The organism is Streptomyces sp. NBC_01460, assembly GCF_036227405.1.
In the GTDB taxonomy this organism is placed as follows: domain Bacteria; phylum Actinomycetota; class Actinomycetes; order Streptomycetales; family Streptomycetaceae; genus Streptomyces.
This window is the reverse complement of record NZ_CP109473.1, coordinates 2633562-2648815: the sequence shown is the minus strand read 5'-3', so window position 1 is coordinate 2648815 and position 15254 is coordinate 2633562. Positions and strand designations below refer to the sequence as shown.

Below are 15254 nucleotides of genomic sequence, written 5' to 3'. Positions count from 1 at the left end.
ACAAGCAGGCAAGCGAACAAGCAAGCACGTACGCAATGGAGTTGACTCGTGACTGAGAAGACAGAAACTGATTTCGACGCGATCGTCGTCGGTGCGGGTTTCGCCGGGATCTACATGCTCCACAAGCTCCGCGATGAACTCGGCTTCACGACCCGGGCCTTCGAGAAGGCCGGCGGCGTCGGCGGCACCTGGTTCTGGAACCGCTACCCGGGTGCCATGTCGGACGTGGAGACGTTCGTCTACCGGTACTCGTTCGACAAGGAGATACTCCAGGAGTGGCAGTGGAAGACCCGCTACACCCCTCAGGCCGACATCCTGGCCTACCTGGAAGCGGTGGTCGAGAAGCACGATCTCGCCAAGGACATCCAGCTCGACACCAGCGTCGAGTCGGCGGTCTTCGACGAGGTCCGCGGCATCTGGACCGTGACCACCGGTGACGGCGAGACCTTCACCGCCCGCTATGTCGTCACCGCGCTGGGGCCGCTGTCGAAGACCAACCTCCCCGACATCAAGGGACGCGACAGTTTCGAGGGACCCCTGGTCCACACCGGTGCGTGGCCCGAGGGGCTGACGCTGGAGGGCCGGCGGGTCGGCGTCATCGGTACCGGCTCGACCGGTACCCAGTTCGTCTGCGAGGCGTCGAAGACGGCGCGGCATCTGACGGTCTTCCAGCGGTCCCCGCAGTACGTCGTCCCCTCCGGCAACGGTCCGGTCGACGGTGAGCACGTGGCCGGGATCAAGGCCAGGTACCACGAGATCTGGGACCAGGTGCGGAACTCCCGCGTCGGATGCGGCTTCGAGGAGAGCGAAGTCCCCGCGATGAGCGTCTCCGAGGAGGAGCGCCGGCGCGTCTTCCAGGAGAGCTGGGACCTCGGCAACGGCTTCCGCTTCATGTTCGGCACCTTCTCCGACATCGCCGTCGATCCGGCGGCGAACCACGCGGCCGCCGAGTTCATCAGGTCGAAGATCAAGGAGATCGTGAAGGACCCGGAGACGGCACGGAAGCTCTCGCCGACCGACTACTACGCCAAGCGCCCCATCTGCAACGAGGGGTACTACGAAGCCTTCAACCGTGACAACGTCACCTTGGTCAGCGTCAAGGAGAACCCGATCAGGGAGATCACGCCGACCGGTGTGATCACCGAGGACGGCGTCGAGCACGAGCTCGACGTCCTGGTCTTCGCGACCGGGTTCGAGGCGGTGGAGGGAAGCTACAACCAGATCGACATCCGCGGCCGCGCCGGCGAGACCTTCCAGCAGCACTGGGAGGACGGGCCGACGAGCTATCTGGGCGTCGCCGTCTCCGGATTCCCCAACCTCTTCATGGTCTTCGGTCCGAACAGCGCCTTCAGCAACCTGCCGCCCGGGATCGAGACCCATGTCGAATGGATCACGGAACTGATCCAGACGGTGGAGGAAGGCGGCAGGTCCACCATCGAGGCGACCAGGAGCGCCGAGGACGCCTGGACCGTCACCTGCCAGCAGCTCGCCGACTACACGCTCTTCTCGAAGATCGACTCCTGGATCTTCGGCGCCAACATACCCGGCAAGAAGAAGAGAGTCCTGTTCTACTTCGGAGGGCTCTCGGCGTACCGCCAGAAGCTGCGCGAGGTGGCCGACGCCGACTACGACGGCTTCGTCCTCCAGGACATCACCGCGCCGGTGCCGGCCTGATGGTGTCGTCGTAGCCCGGACGGGCCCCGGCCGCGCGGAGTGTCGTCTCCGGCCGGGGCCCGCACGGTCCGTACGTGGCGCCCGCCTGCGGGACGGGCGCACCCTTCTCCTCCTGCCGACGGCGGTACGCGCGATGCAGTACCGAACGAACGTTCGGCAGGTGGGCGGTTCCCCGGGGAGGGGGAGGGCGCAGGATGAGCCGGGTCCCCGTCCGGCAAGGGCGCGGGCCGCAGTTGCAGCCCCCCGACCGCACCACGACGAGGAGGCGCGAACCGCGCATGACCGAGTACGGGAAACAGCAGTCCTGGCGGAGGACCGCACTGCTCTGGCCGGCGATCGACCGGCGAGCGGTGGACGTCGCGCGTGCCCTGGCGGTGGATGCGGTCGACACGGCGGGCCATGGTCGTGCGAGCACCGCCGTGAGGCTGGCACCGGCTCTGTACGTCCTCTTCCAGCGGTTGCTCCGGCACGACCCGGGTGACCCCGGCTGGCTGGGGCGGGACCGCTTCATCCTGTCCGGCGGCCAGGCCGGCCTGACGCTGTACATCCAGCTGTACCTGGCCGGATACGCCCTCTCCCTCGACGACCTGAGGGCGTTCGGCACCGAGGGCAGTCGCACGCCCGCCTATCCGGAGCACGGGCACACGCCGGGCGTGGAGGCGACGACGGGGCCGGTCGGTCAGGGCCTCGGCAACGCCGTCGGCATGGCGATGGCGGCCCGTCGCGAACGCGGCCTCCTCCACCCGGAGGCAGCGCCCGGCGAATCGCCGTTCGACCACACCATCTGGGTGCTGGCATCCGATGGTGATCTGGACCAGGGGCTCAGCCACGAGGCGTGCTCCCTGGCCGGGGACCATGACCTGGGCAACCTCGTGGTGCTGTGGGACGACAACCGCGACTCCGACGACAGCGACCGCGCCGGCGCCCGGACCGACGACGTCGTGGCCCGCTTCCGTTCCTACGGCTGGGACGTCCAGCGAGTGGACTGGACGCAGACCGGTCACCACGGGGACGCACTGCCCGCGCTTCACTCCGCGCTCGTCGAGGCGCGTGCGGCGGACCGGCCCTCCCTGGTGGCCCTGAGCACGACCACCGACCGACCGGCGCCGGCCGGCCGGAACGCCGGCGGCGTGTACGGTGACGCGCTCGGAGCCGTGGAGGCACCGGCGCCGACGTCGGCGACGAGGCTGGATCCCGAGCGCTCCTTCCACGTGCCCGAGGACGTCCTCGCGCACACCCGGCAGCAGCTCGTCGAGCGCTCCCGGGAGCAGCGCGTGGAGTGGGACGAGCGCTACCAGGACTGGCGGTCGGCCTTCCCTTCACGGGCCGTCCTGTTCGACAGGCTGTGCACCCGCGCCCTCCCCGTCCGCTGGGAGGACTGTCTGCCCGAGTTCGCGACCGGTCAGCACCTGGCCACCGGCAGGGCGTCCGGCGAGGTGCTCTCCGCCGTCGGCCGGGTACTGCCCGAGCTGTGGGGAGGTTCCGCGGACCTGGCGGGGTCCACCGACGCGATGATGCGCGAAGGGTCCGCCCTCGTACCGGAGGGGGGCGCCACCGAGGAGGACCCCGGCCACCGTGACGGCGGCACGCTGCACTTCGGCGTTCGTGAGCACGCGATGGGGGCGATCCTGAACGGTATCGCCCTGCACGGCGGCACCCGGCCCTACGGTGCGACGTTCCTCGTGATGTCCGACCACATGCGCCCCTCGGTGCGTCTCGCGGCCATGATGGGCCTGCCCGTCATCTACGTGTGGATCCACGACTCGATCGGCGTGGGCGAGGACGGCCCCACCCAGCAGCCGGTGGAACACCTCTGGTCCCTGCGGGGCATCCCCGGCCTGGACGTCGTACGCCCCGCGGACGCCAACGAGACCGTGGCCGCCTGGCGTTCGATCATCGAGGGGACGGGCCGGCCGGCGGGGCTCTGCCTCTCCCGGCAGGCCCTTCCCGTACTCGACCGCTCTCCACAGAGCGGCCTCGCCTCGGCCGACGGGGTCGCACGGGGCGGCTACATCCTCGCCGAGGCCCAGCACACCGATCCCGAGGCCCTCCTCATCGCCACCGGCAGCGAGGTGCACCTCGCGCTCGACGCCCGCCGGATCCTGCAGCGCGAGGGCTACGCGGCGCGCGTCGTGTCCATGCCGTGCCTGGAGTGGTTCAAGGAGCAGAGCCGCGACTACCGCGATTCCGTCCTGCCCCCCGACGTGCGGGCGCGCGTCTCGGTCGAGGCGGGTACGGCCATGGGCTGGTGGGCCATCGTCGGCGACGCGGGCAAGGCCATCGGCCTCGAACAGTTCGCCGGCGCGGCCCCGTACCAGCGCCTCTACCGACGTCACGGGCTGACCGCCGAACGGGTCGCCGCGGCAGTGCGGTCCAGCGTCGCGCGCGCTCGGCGGACGCCGTGATGCCGACGACGGAAGTGGTGAAGACCGTGACGACGAGCAGGGAGGCGGGACGTTGAGCAGGTTGCGATGGCTGACGGCGGGGGAGTCGCACGGACCGGCCCTGGTGGCCACGCTTGAGGGCCTTCCCGCGGGTGTGCCCGTCACCACCGGCATGGTGGCGGACCATCTCGCCAGGCGGCGTCTGGGTCATGGGCGCGGTGCGCGGATGAAGTTCGAGCGTGACGAGGTGACCCTGCTCGGTGGCGTACGCCATGGGCTGACCATGGGCTCGCCGATCGCTGTGATGGTGGGCAACACCGAGTGGCCCAAGTGGCAGCAGGTCATGTCGGCCGACCCGGTGGACCCCGCGGTGCCGGCCGAGTCCGCGCGCAACGCGCCGCTGACCCGGCCGCGCCCGGGCCACGCCGACCTGGCGGGGATGCAGAAGTACGGGTTCGACGAGGCCCGGCCGGTGCTGGAGCGTGCCAGCGCCCGGGAGACGGCGGCGCGCGTCGCGCTCGGCGCGGTGGCTCGCTCGTACCTGAAGGAGACGGCCGGCATCGACGTCCTCTCGCACGTCGTCGAACTCGCGTCGGTGCGGGCCCCGCACGGCCTGCACCCCAGGCCCACCGATGTGGCAGGGCTGGACGCGGACCCGGTGCGCTGCCTGGACGCGGACGCGTCGAAGGGGATGGTCGCGGAGATCGACCAGGCTCGCAAGGACGGTGAGACCCTCGGTGGCGTGGTCGAGGTGCTGGCGTACGGCGTACCGGTGGGCCTCGGGTCGCACGTCCACTGGGACCGGCGTCTGGACGCCCGGCTGGCCGCCGCGCTGATGGGCATCCAGGCGATCAAAGGCGTGGAGGTCGGTGACGGCTTCGAGCTGGCCCGCGTTCCGGGTTCCCGGGCCCATGACGAGATCGTCGCCACCGACGAGGGCATCCGGCGGGCGTCCGGCCGCTCGGGCGGCACGGAGGGCGGCGTGTCCACGGGCGAACTGCTGCGCGTACGGGCCGCGATGAAGCCGATCGCGACCGTACCCCGCGCACTGGCCACCGTCGACGTCGCCACGGGCGAGGCGGCGAAGGCGCACCACCAGCGCTCCGACGTGTGCGCGGTGCCGGCCGCCGGGATCGTCGCCGAGGCCATGGTCGCGCTGGTCCTGGCGGACGCGGTGGCGGAGAAGTTCGGCGGTGACTCCGTCACGGAGACCCGTCGCAACGTCCGGTCCTACCTCGACAGCCTGCACATTCGCTGAGCCGGGCGGGACGGGGCGGCCGTGCCCCCGCCCGTCCCGGCCGGCCGAGCCGCGCGGTTACCTTTCTTCTTCGTGCTCGTTCTGTTTCGTGATGCGTAAGTGGGCAGTCGACAAAGAGGGAGAGAGTCGCGTGAGCGCCGACGAGTGCCGTGCCGAAGGCTCCCCACGGCGCCTTGTCGGCGCCCGTCAGCCCCGATGACGAGGAGAAACGCACGATGGGCACGATCCAGTCGACGGTGCTTGACCAGCCACTGCTGCGGCCGGCGGACTTAGGAGACTTCCAGCTGCCCAACCGGGTGGTGATGGCCCCGACCACGCGGGCCCGCGCCGCCAACGACGGCCTGGTGCCGACCGAGATGCACGCGGCCTACTACGGCCAGCGGGCCAGCGCCGGACTGATCATCACGGAGGGGACGTGGGTCAGCGACCGGGCGATCGGCTTCATCAACGTTCCCGGCATCTACAGCCAGGAGCAGCTCGCCGGATGGCGGCAGGTCACCGACCTCGTGCACACGCTCGGCGGCCGCATCGTGCTGCAACTCTGGCACACGGGCGCGGCATCGCACCCCGATCACCTCGGAGGCGATCTGCCGGCCGGGCCGTCGCCGGTCAACCCTCATGAGATGTCCTTCACCCCGAGCGGGTTCAAGGAGACCGTCACCCCGCGGGAGATGACGACCGCGGACATCGAGAGCACGATCGCGGCCTTCGGCACCGCTTCGGCGAACGCACGCAGTGCCGGCTTCGACGGCGTCGAGGTGCACGCCATCGGCTCCTTCCTGATCCCGCAGTTCCTCAACCCGCGGCTGAACCACCGCACCGACGGCTACGGCACGAACCGCGCCGGCCGACGGCGCCTGCTGCTCGAGATCGTCGACGCGGCAGCCGCCGCCTGGGACGGGCGGCGCGTCGGCGTCCGTCTGTCGCCCTTCTGGACCTCCGGTGACCTCTTCACCGCCGACGACGAGACGCTCGCCGACTACGACGAACTCGTCACGGAGCTGAGCGACCGCCCGGTGGCGTACCTGCACCTTCGGGGACCCGCCCAGGCCGCGCCCGGAGACGCCCCCGACTTCGGCGCGTTCGCGCGCTACCGGAAGCGTTTCGACGGCCCCTTGATCGCGAACCACGGCTTCGACCGCGAGTCCGGGAACGCCGTCATCGAGTCCGGGAACGCCGACGCGGTGTCGTTCGCCACGCACTTCATCGCCAACCCCGATCTGGTCACGCGGTTCGCCATGCACCGGGATCTGGCGACCGGCGACCCCGACACGTACTACGCCGGTGAGGCGGACGGCTATGTCGACTACCCCATGAGCGGCTGGCAGGACGACTCCCGGTAGCCGCCCTCCGTCCCCCGACGATCGGACGACCCCTGACACCCAACGTCTCCGACGGGGAGTCAGGCGTCATCCTCGCCTCCACCGAGGGCGGTGGTCACAGGACAGCGCCTGGTCCGGGCAGCCGGCGGACGCGGCGGCGTCCGCGGGTTTCGGACGGGTCCACGGACGGACGGGGCGACGAGCCCTTCGCGGGGAGGACGGGGACGACGCCGACGGGCGCCGTCCCCGGGCATTCGATCAGATGTCCGCCCCCACGCGCGGGGCGATATCCCTCGGGCCGCGGCGCGACGGCCGGCTCAGTAGAGCGTCCGCCAGGCGCCGCGCGGCCAGGCCAGTACCGCGAAGATCTGCGTGGCGGCGGCCTGTTCGATGGCCTGGGTGGTCCCGCTGTCGTCGAAACGCATCAGGCCGGTGGAGCCGTCCCGACGCTCGGACCAGAGGTGGTCCGCGTAGTCGGCCATCGCCCGCCGGTAGACGGATCCGCCGGTCTCCGACTCCAGCAGCAGCAGGTTCTTGAAGAAGATCGAGTTGAAGAAGACGGGCTGGGTCAGCAGCCGCCCCTCGGTCACGAAGTGCGTGTACGCGGCCTCGGCCGTACGCCGGGCCTGGCTCAGGTGGCTGCGGTCACCGGTCGCCCTGTACAGGAGGACGCCGACGCCGACCGGGACGCCCTGGTTGTAGGACCAGACGGTCCGGTCGACCACGCCGGCCAGGTCGAGGCTGTCCCAGTAGAGGCCCTCGGGGGTCCGCAGATGGGTGTTGGTCCAGTCGTAGAAGCGCCTGGAGGACTCCAGGTAGCGGGACCTGCCGGTGATCTGGTGCAGGCGCAGGCCCAGTTGGGCGCCGGGCATGTTGGAGACGGTGTTGCGGCTGTGGTTCCAGTCGGCCTGCGTCCAGAAGACCCCGCCGGGGGCGGGATGGCCCAGGTCGGTGTCCCAGCCCGACTCGACCAGCGCGAAGACCTCCTCCGCGCGACGGAGCGCGGCCCGGTCGCCGGTCTGCAGGTGGAGCTGGGACTTGGCCAGTCCCACCCACTCGTTGTCGTCGTAGAACATGTCGCCGCCCCCGCCGTGCGGGGCGACCGGGTAGGAGTCGTAGCCGGGGAGACCGGTGGTGCCGCCCGAGGGATTCCAGTACAGCTCCTGCGCCTCGGCGCGGACGGCCAGGGCCGGTGCGTAGCGGCGGTCCACGAAGGCCAGGTCGAGGGCGGCGACGTGGACCTGGGAGAGCGGCCATTCGTAGGAGTACGGGCGGTCGTCGGCGGCGGCCGGGTACTGCTCGCGTACGAGCCCCGTGCCGTCGGCCGTGTCGAAGTACTTCTTCAGGGCGTCGTAGGTGACGCGCGCACGGGAGAGGGAGCGGGAAGGGGACAGTGCGTGAGCGGGGGCCGCTGCGGGCGCTTCGGTGGTGGTCGCGGCGGCCAGTGCGGCGAGAGAGGCACCGAGGACCTGACGGCGTGAGGGGGACCAGCGCATACGGGGCTCTCCTGTTCGAGGTGCGGGGTGCGGCCTGGCACATGGAACCTGACAACGTTGTCACGGAGAGATGGGGGCGTCAACGGCCAGGACGGGCCAGGGCGATCCGTGTGTCCCGCTCCGAGGACCCCTCGCGTCCTCACCCCGCCGACCGGGCCCGGGCGGCCGCCCGGCTATCCTGACCGCCGAACCGGACACGGGGTGCCCCGCGCGGGGCTGAGAACACACCCGTCGAACCTGAACCAGCTCGTACTGGCGGAGGGATGTCTTCATGCCGTTGTCGCATGCCCAGGACGACCGTGGGGTCGCGGGGCCGTCGGCCCCGGACCCGCGACCCGCTTTCGGGGGCCGCATGCCCACCGCCCCCGGTGACCTGCGGATCGAGACGCACGGGATAGCCCCCGTTCCCGAGGACCGGCGGTACGGCGGCCCCGGCCGGCTGTTCACCGTCTGGTTCGCCCCCAACCTGACCATGACCGGCGTCTTCACCGGCACCGTGGGCATCGCCCTGGGGCTGGACTTCGCCACGGCGCTCGTCGCCGTCGTGCTCGGCACGCTCGTGGGTGCGGTGCCCACCGCGTACCTCGGCACCTGGGGCAGTCGGACCGGCGTCGGTCAACTTCCGCTCGCGCGACTGGCGTTCGGGCGGGGCGTCGTGCTGCCCGGGGCCTTGCAGTGGCTGTCCTCGATCGCCTGGGACGCGCTGATCGGCCTGTTCGGCGGGGACGCTCTGGCCCAGCTGTTCGGCTGGCCCTTCTGGCTCGGCGTGCTGGTCATGATGGCCGCCCAGGGCGCGCTCGGCGTGCTGGGGTACGAGGCGATCCACCGGCTCCAGACGGTGATGACGTTCGCCCTCGCCGCCGCCTTCGCCGTGCTCTCCGTCAAGCTGCTGGACGGCGTCCACCCCACCGCCTCGGGCACCGTGCACGGCGCCGACCGGGCGGGCGCCTTCGTCCTGACGTGCACGATCGCCCTGAGCCTGGCGCTGTCGTGGGCCCCGTACGCGAGCGACTTCAGCCGTTATCTGCCGGCCGCCACCTCTCGGCCGCGCATGTTCTGGTGCACGCTGCTGGGAATCAGCCTCTCCTTCGTGGCCGTCCAGGCGCTCGGCCTGTGGGGCGCATCCGTCCTCACCGACCAGACGGCGCGCGGGGTCGACACCCTTCTGGGCGGCGGGGCGCTCGGGGCGTTCGGTCTCCTCGCCGTGGCGCTGGCCGCGCTGTGCAGCAACGCCATGAACGACTACAGCGGTTCCCTGGCGCTGCAGACGATGGGGGTACGCCTGCCGCGCCCCGTCGCGGCCGCGCTCGCCGCCGCGCTCGGCTTCCCGCTCGTGCTGTGGATGCACGCGGCCGACACCACGGCGCGCTTCCAGAACGTACTGCTCCTGGTCGGCTACTGGATCCCCGGCTTCGTAGCGATCGTGGCCGTCGACTGGGTGGTGCGGGCCAGGGCCCGGAACGGCGCACCGATCGACCTCGCCGCCGAGCGCGCCCTCGACCGGCCGTGGTGGCCGGCGCTCACCGCCTTCGTGGCCGCCTTCGCCGCGGCCGTACCGTTCATGAGCACCGGCCTGTACGTGGGCCCGGCGGCGGAGGCCCTGCACGGAGCGGACCTCGCCTACGGAGTGGCGTTCCTCGTGGCCCTGTCCGTCTACACCCCGCTGCGCCTGCGCCGCCGCTCCTGACCCGGCGGCGGGGCCGCCCCCGTCCGGATGCCTCCGCGTGCTGAAGGAGCCAGGAGAGGCGATCGTGGGGCCATGGTCTGCACTGCGAGCGGCCCTGGCCGGCTCGGCCAGGACATGCACGAAGCCCCGGCAGGCTCGGTGAGCCGGCCGGGGCGTTCGTCGGAGGGAGAGCTGGTCAGTGGTGGCCGTGCGCGGTGTCGGAGGCTCCGCCGAAGAGCCGCGCGACGGCGCGGAAAGGCAGGGTGACGACGGTGGCGATGGCCCCGCCGATGGATCGGAGAACGTCTGCGATCGCCTTCAGCATGTGTTTCCTCCCTCTGGATGCCCGCGGCGCTGAACGCCGCGATGTGCTCGTGACAACCGCGTGCCCGCTCGGGCGGCGAGGAAACACATCGACGTTCACGGCGTCCCTACAGGCCGCCCGGGGGCGCGCACGGACGCCATGAGGACCGCCTGACGCAGGCGCCGGGGTAGGCGGACTGAACGCCCTCGACACGAGAAGTGAGGAACGCATGGAAATCGGATACAAGCTGGCCGCCGAAGCGTTCGGTCCGGCAGAACTCGTGCGGCAGGCGGTTCTCGCCGAGCAGGCGGGCTTCGACTTCGTCGAGATCAGCGATCACTATCTCCCCTGGCTCGACAACCAGGGACATTCGCCGTTCGCGTGGACGGTGCTGGGAAGCATCGCGGCCAGGACCTCCAGGATCGGGCTGGCCACCGGTGTCACCTGCCCCACCGTGCGCTACCACCCGGCGGTCATCGCTCAGGCGGCCGCGACCCTCGCGCTGTTGTCGGACGGCCGCTTCGTCCTGGGTGTGGGCTCGGGCGAGCGCCTGAACGAGCACGTCGTCGGAGCGGGCTTCCCCGACGCGGTCAGCACACGTCACGAGACGCTCAGGGAAGCCCTGGAGATCATCCGGCTGCTGTGGAGCGGTGGATACCGGTCCTACGAGGGCAAGCACCTACGTCTGGAGGACGCCCGGGTCTTCGACCTCCCCGACGAGCTGCCCCTGATCGCGGTGGCCGCCAGCGGCAAGGTGTCGACACGGATCGCCGCGGAACTGGGCGACGGGCTGTTCGCCACCGAGGACAAGCCGGAGATCGTCCGGAGCTACCGTGCCGCGGGCGGCGACGGGCCGTGCTACGCCGAGGTTCCGATGGCCTGGGCCCCCGACGAGCACACCGCGGCGCAGGCCGCCCTGGAGACGTCGCGCTGGGCCGTGACCGGGTGGAAGGTCATGAGCGAGCTCCCCAATCCGGTCAACTTCGACGCGGCGACCGCGACGGTCCGTGAACAGGACATCCTGGAGAAGTTCGCGTGCGGCCCCGACCCCGCCCGCTACACCGAGGTCGCGCAGAAGTTCGTCGACGCCGGGTTCGACAGGCTGGTCATGCAGAACGCCGGCCCGGACCCCGACGGCTTCATGGAGTTCTACAGCCGCCACCTCGACGCAAGCCTCAGGCGACTGAGCCCGGACACCTCCCACGCCTGAGCGCGGGCCAGGGCGGGCAGGGACGAAGCAGGAGAACGAAGGACGGGTACGAAGGAAGAGAGTGAACATGCCAGGCGCCGCGATCTTCGACGTGGACGGCACGCTGACCGACACCAACCACCTCCACGTGGTGGCGTGGTGGGAGGCGTTCCGGCAGGCAGGGCACGCCGTGCCCATGACGGACATCCACCGGGCGATCGGCCTCGGCTCCGGGGATCTGATCGAGCGGCTGCTCGGAGCCCGACGCGACGAGGAACAGGACTCCGCCATCAGTTCCGCGCACACGGTGCTCTACGGAACGTACTTCGACCGCCTCCCCGCTTTCGAGGGCGCGGGCGACCTGCTGCGCACCCTGGCCGGGCGCGGTTGGCGGGTCGTGCTGGCCACGTCGGCGAGCGGTCCGGAGCTGGAGGCCCTGCGCCGGGCCGTGGACGCGGACGACGCGATCTGGAGGACGGCGAGCTCGGACGACGTCGACGAGGGGAAGCCCTCCCCGGAACCCCTGCGGCTGGCCTGTGAACTGGCCGGAGTCGGTCCGGAACAGGCGGTGTTCGTGGGTGATTCCGTGTGGGACATGGAGGCGGCGGCCCGGGCCGGTGTGCGGTCGGTGGCGCTGCTGTCGGGTGGCATTCCCCGCGCCGACCTGGAGCGGGCGGGCGCGGGCGTGGTCTACCAGGACGCCGCCGAGCTGCTCGCCCGCCTCCCCGACAGCCCTTTCGGAGCGGCTGCTCCCTGACAGGCACGCCGTGCCTCTCGCAGGAAGCAGCCGCCCGGCACACGAAGGGCCCACGGCCGGCCGGTGGTCTCAGTCCCCGACGGCGCAGGCGTCGCCGTTGAGCGTGAAGCGCGGCGGCGACGACGCGTCACCGGTGTGGTCGGCGAGATAGCCGAGGGTGATGCTCGCGCCCGGGGCGATCACGGCGTTGTGCGCGGCGTTCCTCGCCGCGACCGTGTTGCTTCCCTGGGTCAGGTCGGTGTTCCAGTCGGAGACGACGGTCTGCCCCAGGGCCAGCGGGAAGGCGAGTGTCCAGCCGTTCACGGGGGCGCTGCCCGTGTTGGTGACCGTCAGGTCGACCGTGGTGCCCGTGCCCCACGCCTGCACGGTGCGGTCCACCCGGCAGGTGGGTTCCTCCCGGGCGAACGACACGCGGTGCAGCCCGCCGGGCAGATCGTTGACCACGTAGAACTCCCCGTCGGCGGTCGTACCGATCGACGTCACCTGCGTGGGCATCTCCCCGATCTCGGCCTGCTCGTAGCCGCCGTCGCCGTCGGGGCGCAGCGCCCAGACCGTGGACGAGCAGTAGTCGGTGGCGATGTACGTGCCGCCGACCAGGCCGGCGTACTTCGCGCCCCGGTAGACGTGGCCCCCGATGACCGAGCAGCCGCCGGTGTACGGGGAGTAGGTGAACACGGGCTCGGTGTACGTCTCGCCGGGCACGCAGTCGCCGCCCGTGAACCTCTCCAGGCCTTCGTAGCAGGACCAGCCGAGGTTCAGCCCTCCCCGGCCGGGTGCCAGGTGGTCGACCTCCTCCCACCGGCCCTGCCCGACGTCACCGATCCACATCGAGCCGTCGGCGCTGTCGAAGGAGAAGCGCCACGGGTTGCGCAGACCGTACAGCCAGATCTCCTCGCGGGCGCCGGGGGTGCCCACGAAGGGGTTGTCGCCGGGCACGCAGTAGGCGAGGGAGCCGCAGCTCCGGCTCACGTCGATGCGCATGATCTTGCCCAGCAGGGTGTCCAGCCGCTGCGCGGAGCGGAGGGGGTCCGCGGAGCCGCCGCCGTCGCCGATGCTCCAGTACAGATCGCCGTCCGGGCCGAACGCGAGCTGGCCGCCGTTGTGGTTGCTGTTCTCGGCGTGTTCCTGCGAGAGCAGGACTTCGAGGCGGGACTCGTCGAGACGGTAGCGGGCGAGCGTGACCGCGCCGTCGGGCAGCGCGGTGTACGCCAGGTACAGGTCCTGGCTCTCGGCGAAGTCGGGCGGGAGGGCGATGCCGAGCAGGCCGCGCTCGTTGCCCGATTCGTCCACGGCCGAGGAGATGTCGACGACCGGGGCCGGGGCCAGGCCGGTGTCCGGACGGTAGACGCGGACGGTGCCGGACTTCTGGGTGATGAACAGCCGGTCCGTCCCGTCGTCGGGGGCGGCGATCGCGGTGGGCCGTCTCAGCCCTGAGGCGACCTGGGTGGTGGTCGCGTGGAGCGACGGCAGGGGCGTGAGCGGGGCGGCCTCCGCCGTGGTCGCCCGGGGCGGCGCGGTGTCCGCTTCGGCGGGCACCGCGAGGGGGGCGGTCAGCAGGAGGGCCAGCAGAAGGGGCCCGGTCCATCGGCGTCTCGGCATGGTGTCTCCAGGAGATCGGACGCTTGTGCAGCGGTGGCGTGCAGGCGGCGGGCTCCATGGAGAACAGGCGAGGCCAGGCCGCGTCAGGGGTGTGGGAGCGCTCCCGTGACCCAGGCTGCGCGCCGGGGAACGAGGCGGCAACGCGTGATTGCGCCACGTTCGCCCCGTGTGGCGCAAACGACGCGACGGTCACCGCGGAAACAGCCGACCGCCCGGCCGGCGGCACCGGCGGCACCGACGGCACCGACGAGCCCGGCGGCACCGACTACACCCGCGGGACCCCGCCCCACCGGCTCCACCCCGAGGCGGCTCGCTACCATCCCCTGTGACCGAAACAGCCGAACCACGTGTATCCCGCACACGTATACTCGCCGACCTGACGCCCCTGCGTACCTCCCCCGACTACCGGCGGCTCTGGTTCGGGAACACCGTGTCCTGGATCGGGCAGGGCATGACGGCGTTGGCCGTCTCCCTCCAGGTCTACGACATCACCGGGTCCGCCTTCTCCGTCGGGCTGATCGGTCTCTGTTCGCTCGTCCCGCTGGTGCTCCTCGGGCTGTACAGCGGGGCCGTGGCCGACACCGTCGACCGGCGCAAGCTGGGTCTTGTCAGCGCCACAGGATCGTTCCTGCTCTCCCTGGTGCTGGCAGCTGTCACCTTCGCCGGGGTCCAGCACGTCGGCCTGCTGTACGCCGTCGTCGCCCTCCAGGCCGTGTGCTTCGCGCTCAACTCCCCGGCCCGCAGCTCGATGATCGCCCGGCTCCTTCCGGCCGAACAGCTCCCCGCCGCCAACGCCCTCAACGCGATGACCTCCACCACCGGCGGTCTGGCCGGACCGATGCTCGGCGGTCTGATCGTCGGCTGGTGGGGCTACAGGGCGGCGTACACCGTCGACGCCGTCACCTTCACCGCCTCCCTGTACGCGATGTGGCGGCTGCCGTCGATGCTGCCCGGCCGGGGCGAGGGGGAGAAGGCCCCCAAGCGGGCCTCCGTCCTGGACGGCCTGCGGTTCCTCGGGACCCGGCCCAATCTGCGGATGACCTTCTTCAGCGACCTGAGCGCCATGGTGCTCGCCCACCCGCGCGCCCTGTTCCCCGTGGTCGCCGTGGTCTGGTTCGGCGGCGACGCCAGGACCACCGGGCTGCTGGTCGCCGCCCCGGCGCTGGGCGCGCTGCTGGGCAGCGTGTTCTCCGGGTGGCTGGGCCGGATCCACCGGCACGGGCTCGCCGTCCTGGTCGCCGTGGCCTGCTGGGGCGGAGCCATCGCCCTGTTCGGGCTGACCCGGCAGCTGTGGCCGGGGCTGGTCCTGCTCGCGCTCGCCGGCTGCGCGGACTCCGTCTCGATGGTCTTCCGCAACACGATGCTCCAGGCGGCCGTCCCGGACGAGATGCGCGGCCGGCTCCAGGGCGTGTTCATCGTCGTCGTGGCGGGCGGCCCCCGGCTGGGCGACCTCGTGGCCGGCTCCGTGGCCGACCTGACGTCCCCGGCCGTGGCGGTGACCGGCGGCGGTCTCGCCTGCGTCCTGGTGGTGTGTCTGCTCGGGCTGCGCTGGCGGGGCTTCGCCCGGTACGACGCGCGCGACCCGCAGCCGTAGGGAGAGAACCC

At 71.5% G+C, this 15254-nt stretch carries 11 protein-coding genes and 1 riboswitch; of the genes, 8 read left to right on the top strand and 3 right to left on the bottom strand.

Features of this window, described 5'->3' with window-relative positions:
* The first annotated feature begins 48 nt into the window (after positions 1-48).
* The 4 genes from OG488_RS11820 (at position 49) to OG488_RS11805 (ending at position 6659) form a co-directional block, all read left to right on the top strand.
* Entirely contained in the window at positions 49-1674 is a 1626-nt protein-coding gene (locus tag OG488_RS11820; protein ID WP_329228541.1) for a flavin-containing monooxygenase, read from the top strand.
* A 278-nt stretch (positions 1675-1952) separates the two neighbouring features.
* Positions 1953-4079: a transketolase family protein gene (locus OG488_RS11815; protein ID WP_329228539.1), complete on the top strand. Its 2127-nt coding sequence runs from the start codon at positions 1953-1955 to the stop codon at positions 4077-4079.
* Between the two features lie 52 nt (positions 4080-4131).
* Entirely contained in the window at positions 4132-5316 is a 1185-nt protein-coding gene (gene aroC, locus OG488_RS11810; protein WP_329228537.1) for a chorismate synthase, read from the top strand.
* 215 nt (positions 5317-5531) lie between these two features.
* Positions 5532-6659, top strand: coding sequence for an alkene reductase (locus OG488_RS11805; RefSeq protein WP_329228535.1), 1128 nt, complete (start codon positions 5532-5534; stop codon positions 6657-6659).
* Between the two features lie 296 nt (positions 6660-6955).
* Here OG488_RS11805 and OG488_RS11800 read toward each other — a convergent pair whose 3' ends face one another.
* Positions 6956-8134, bottom strand: coding sequence for a glycoside hydrolase family 76 protein (locus OG488_RS11800; protein WP_329228534.1), 1179 nt, complete (start codon positions 8132-8134; stop codon positions 6956-6958).
* Between the two features lie 187 nt (positions 8135-8321).
* Positions 8322-8415, top strand: a riboswitch (TPP riboswitch).
* On the opposite strand from OG488_RS11800, the gene OG488_RS11795 reads away from it, so the two are divergent.
* Positions 8406-9821, top strand: coding sequence for a purine-cytosine permease family protein (locus OG488_RS11795; protein WP_406462246.1), 1416 nt, complete (start codon positions 8406-8408; stop codon positions 9819-9821). It overlaps the preceding riboswitch by 10 nt.
* A 175-nt stretch (positions 9822-9996) precedes the next feature.
* Here the strand turns inward: OG488_RS11795 and OG488_RS11790 are convergent, their stop codons facing one another.
* Positions 9997-10125, bottom strand: coding sequence for an LPFR motif small protein (locus tag OG488_RS11790; protein WP_267883626.1), 129 nt, complete (start codon positions 10123-10125; stop codon positions 9997-9999).
* 208 nt (positions 10126-10333) lie between these two features.
* Between OG488_RS11790 and OG488_RS11785 the strand changes: the two genes are divergently transcribed.
* Positions 10334-11314: a TIGR03557 family F420-dependent LLM class oxidoreductase gene (locus OG488_RS11785; RefSeq protein WP_329228530.1), complete on the top strand. Its 981-nt coding sequence runs from the start codon at positions 10334-10336 to the stop codon at positions 11312-11314.
* A 67-nt stretch (positions 11315-11381) separates the two neighbouring features.
* Positions 11382-12050 carry an HAD family hydrolase gene (locus OG488_RS11780; RefSeq protein WP_329228529.1) on the top strand — a complete coding sequence of 223 codons (669 nt, stop codon included), beginning with the start codon at positions 11382-11384 and terminating at the stop codon, positions 12048-12050.
* Between the two features lie 69 nt (positions 12051-12119).
* Here the strand turns inward: OG488_RS11780 and OG488_RS11775 are convergent, their stop codons facing one another.
* Positions 12120-13649 carry a PQQ-dependent sugar dehydrogenase gene (locus OG488_RS11775; protein ID WP_329228528.1) on the bottom strand — a complete coding sequence of 510 codons (1530 nt, stop codon included), beginning with the start codon at positions 13647-13649 and terminating at the stop codon, positions 12120-12122.
* 325 nt (positions 13650-13974) lie between these two features.
* Between OG488_RS11775 and OG488_RS11770 the strand changes: the two genes are divergently transcribed.
* On the top strand, positions 13975-15243 hold the full coding sequence (locus tag OG488_RS11770) for an MFS transporter (protein WP_329228527.1): 1269 nt from the start codon (positions 13975-13977) through the stop codon (positions 15241-15243).
* Positions 15244-15254: the final 11 nt, after the last annotated feature.